The organism is Azonexus sp. (assembly GCF_036170495.1).
Lineage (GTDB): Bacteria > Pseudomonadota > Gammaproteobacteria > Burkholderiales > Rhodocyclaceae > Azonexus.
This window is the reverse complement of sequence record NZ_JAVHPH010000291.1, coordinates 10,985-14,061: the sequence shown is the minus strand read 5'-3', so window position 1 is coordinate 14,061 and position 3,077 is coordinate 10,985. Positions and strand designations below refer to the sequence as shown.

Genomic DNA, 3,077 nt, shown 5'->3' with positions numbered 1-3,077 from the left:
GATTGTTCGAGCTGGGTGCGGGTCAGGACGCGGCCGGCGTTTTCGAGCAGCATCTGGAGCAGTGAATACTCGCGGCTGGAGAGTTCGATTTCATCTCCGGCTAGCGTGACGCGATGCGCGGCGAGGTCGACGGCCAGTTCGCCGTGGGTCAGCAGCGGGGCGGCGCGGCCGGCGCTGCGCCGGGTCAGGGCGCGGATGCGGGCGCTCAGTTCGTCGAGGTCGATGGGTTTGACGAGGTAGTCGTCAGCCCCGGCATCGAGGCCGGAAACCTTATCGCCGGTGGCATCGCGGGCGGTCAGGATGAGGATGGGCACGGTCAGCCCCCGGCTCCGGGCGCGACGGAGGACATCCATGCCGGACAGGCGGGGCAAGCCGAGATCAAGGACGACGAGATCAAAATTTTCGCTCTGCAAGGCCTGGTCGGCGGAATGGCCATCGCGCAGCCAGTCGACAGCAAAGCCGGCTTGGCGGAGGCCGACGGTGAGGCCATCGCCGAGTTCAGGATCGTCTTCAACGAGCAGGATGCGCATGGGCTGATTTTATCAGCTAGCTGGCCAGCCACCAGCTGGCGGCTGCGACCCAGGCGAGCAGGAAGATGGCGGCCAGCGGTCGGGCCGATGCGATGGCTTGTTCCGGTGATCCCTGCTTGTGTCCGGTCAACATCGCCCGAACGAGGTTTTCGCCGTGCAACAGGCTGCCCGAGATGACGCCGGCGACGTGGATGAAGACGACGGTGAGCATGGTCGACGCCAGGCCTTCGTGGAGGTCTTCCAGCCATTCGCCGCCGATTTCGTTGTACATCGCCCAGCCGACCAGGCCGGTAGCGATGCCGAGAGCGAGCAGAAGCATGATGGCCCAGCCGCCGGCCGGGTTGTGGCCGGTGTGGTGCTCCGGTTCCAGGCGGATCAGGCTGCGCAGGTAAGCGACGACGGAGTCGGGGCCGCGCACGAAATCAATGAAGCGGGCATAGCGCGAGCCGATGAAGCCCCAGGGCAGGCGGAAGAGGGCAACAGCAACGACAACGCCGCCGGAGAGGGCATGGACGAGCCGGAAGGTTTCGCTTTCGGCGGTCAGCCAGGCGACGATGAAGCCGCCGACCATGAGCCAGTGGCCGAGGCGGACCGGCCAGTCCCAGACAAGAATTTTGTTCATGATTTACTCGCGCAGTTCGCGGATCGAAATATCGTGTTCGCTGTAGCTCCCCTTGGCCGCGCCGGGGTGACAGGCTTCGCAGTTGGCGGCCGACTTGACGCGCGGATCACGCCAGAATTTGGCCGGGATTTCGTCATGCTTGCGGATGAAGCGGGCGGTCTGGGTGATGCGCGGCGGATTGCCGGCATTGCCCAGGCGGCTGGCGCTGCCGGCGTTGCGTTCGAGAAAGGCGGTGATTTCCTGCCCGGTTTTCTGGTCGACCGTAGCATCGCTGCCGAAATGGTCGGCCAGACCCGCCATCAGCTTGCGCCAGTCGGTGGCCTGGAGCAGGGCGGGTTGGTAGGCAATGTGGCAACTGCTGCATTCGGTGGTGAAACTGGCCGGCGCGTTGGTGGGCATCGGCAAGCGATCGGCCAGGGCCGGCACGGCGTTGCCGAGCAGGGCGATGAGGAAAATTCGTTTCATTTCAGCGCACCTCACTCAGGTAAGTGATGAAATCGGCCTTCTCGGCCGGCGTGCAGGCGCGGCCGACGACTTCCTTGCAGTTGCGGCCGAACCATTTTTCAACCTTGGCCGGGTCGCTCAGGCGAGCCGGGTTGGCGGCAACCGCCATCGGCTTGATGGCTTTGCCGGTTACCGCATGCTGGCCGGCATTGAGCGGGTTGTCGGTGTGGCAACTGGTGCAGTCCGGCATCTTGTCGTTGTTGGCAAAACGCTGACGGAAAAAGGCGTCGCCGCGTTTGGCCGAGGGCGTGAAGCCGGCTTGCTGGCTGCTCGCTTCAGTGACGTAAATCTGACGAATCTGCTGCGGTGTTTCGGCGTGGCAGGCCAGGCTGGCGAGCAGCAGCGCTACGGCGGGAATGACTTTCATCCTCGTTCTCCTTTTTGTGTTGATGGGAAAGGAGTGTAGGGAGCGAGTCTTAAAGGGGGCTTAGGCGAAACTTAAGCGGGGATTAAGGCTAAGATCCGGGCCGCGGGGTCGTGCCCCGTGACCCACTGTTCAGGAATGCAAGATCGGAAGCCTGTCATGAAACTCCAGCATCTGCCCATGGGCGCCCGTTTCGAATATTCCGGCGTTACCTATGTCAAAACCGGGCCGCTGACGGCTTCTTCAGAAGTCGGTGGACAGAGCATCATTCCGCGCCATGCCGTGCTCCGGCCGCTCGATGTCCCAGCCACGGAAGGCAAGGGCAAGCTGGCGGCGCCGGTGGTCCGCAAGGCGTTCAACAGCTTTTTCGAAACTTGCCACCGGCTGGTCGGCGAAACCGGGCAGGCCGAACTGGAGCAGGCGCGCCAGCGTTTCCTGAAAGCGATTGATTAGCTGAGTCCCACGGTCAACGGGAAAAAAGGCAAAAAAATGGAAGGCATCGGCCTTCCATTTTTGTTTCTGGTCGCTGGGTGGATCAGAAGTTGATGCCGACCTTGGCCAGCAGCGCCCAGTTTTCGAAGCTGACGTTGTCGCTTTCGCTGGTGTTCAGGTAGCGCAGGTCAAGGCCCGAGTAGTACAGGCCCTTGCGGTAGTTGGCACCGACCACGGCGCCGTAGGCGAACAGGTTTTTGTCGGTGCGCCCGTTGTCGGCCATGACCATGCCGAGCACCGGGCCGGCGCCGACCGAGAAGCCGCGACCGACGGGCACGGTATAGCGCGGCGACAGCTCGAAGGAGGTTGATTTGATGCCCGATTCGTCGACGTGGTTGATCTGGACATGGGTGCGGATGCGGTTGTCGGGGGTCTGGATCAAGCCGCAGTTCATGTTGAAGTCGAGGCCGTAGACGAACATCGCATCGTCGTTGCCGGCCGGGGCGCCGATGACGCCGACGCTGACCGCGACGCTCGGCGCGAACTTGAAGCCGGATTGCAGGCCGGGGAAGAACTTCAGGCCATCGGCGTGGCTCGCCGTGGCGGCCAAGGTGAGGCCGGCGAC

6 protein-coding genes are annotated in these 3,077 nt (G+C 63.4%); 1 reads left to right on the top strand and 5 read right to left on the bottom strand.

The window, feature by feature from the left end:
* From ADADOO_RS10615 to ADADOO_RS10600, 4 genes are all read right to left on the bottom strand, one after another.
* On the bottom strand, positions 1-530 hold a 530-nt coding region (locus ADADOO_RS10615), incomplete at its 3' end, for a response regulator transcription factor (protein WP_511277393.1).
* A gap of 16 nt (positions 531-546) precedes the next feature.
* Positions 547-1,152, bottom strand: coding sequence for a cytochrome b/b6 domain-containing protein (locus tag ADADOO_RS10610; protein ID WP_511277391.1), 606 nt, complete (start codon positions 1,150-1,152; stop codon positions 547-549).
* Between the two features lie 3 nt (positions 1,153-1,155).
* Positions 1,156-1,617, bottom strand: a complete 462-nt coding sequence (locus ADADOO_RS10605; RefSeq protein WP_511277389.1) for a diheme cytochrome c — start codon at positions 1,615-1,617, stop codon at positions 1,156-1,158.
* A gap of 1 nt (position 1,618) precedes the next feature.
* Positions 1,619-2,023, bottom strand: a complete 405-nt coding sequence (locus tag ADADOO_RS10600) for a DUF1924 domain-containing protein (protein ID WP_511277388.1) — start codon at positions 2,021-2,023, stop codon at positions 1,619-1,621.
* Positions 2,024-2,179: 156 nt separating this feature from the next.
* Between ADADOO_RS10600 and ADADOO_RS10595 the strand changes: the two genes are divergently transcribed.
* Positions 2,180-2,473 carry a hypothetical protein gene (locus ADADOO_RS10595; RefSeq protein WP_511277386.1) on the top strand — a complete coding sequence of 98 codons (294 nt, stop codon included), beginning with the start codon at positions 2,180-2,182 and terminating at the stop codon, positions 2,471-2,473.
* 82 nt (positions 2,474-2,555) lie between these two features.
* On the opposite strand, the gene ADADOO_RS10590 is transcribed toward ADADOO_RS10595, so the two are convergent.
* Positions 2,556-3,077, bottom strand: a 522-nt coding sequence (locus ADADOO_RS10590) for a hypothetical protein (protein ID WP_511277385.1), incomplete at its 5' end; no start/stop codon positions are given.

Excerpts from the sequence above, each read along its gene's own strand:
- ADADOO_RS10600 (WP_511277388.1), bottom strand. The coding sequence starts at position 2,023 with ATGAAAGTCATTCCCGCCGTAGCGCTGCTGCTCGCCAGCCTGGCCTGC.
- ADADOO_RS10605 (WP_511277389.1), bottom strand. The coding sequence starts at position 1,617 with ATGAAACGAATTTTCCTCATCGCCCTGCTCGGCAACGCCGTGCCGGCC.
- ADADOO_RS10595 (WP_511277386.1), top strand. The coding sequence starts at position 2,180 with ATGAAACTCCAGCATCTGCCCATGGGCGCCCGTTTCGAATATTCCGGC.
- ADADOO_RS10610 (WP_511277391.1), bottom strand. The coding sequence starts at position 1,152 with ATGAACAAAATTCTTGTCTGGGACTGGCCGGTCCGCCTCGGCCACTGG.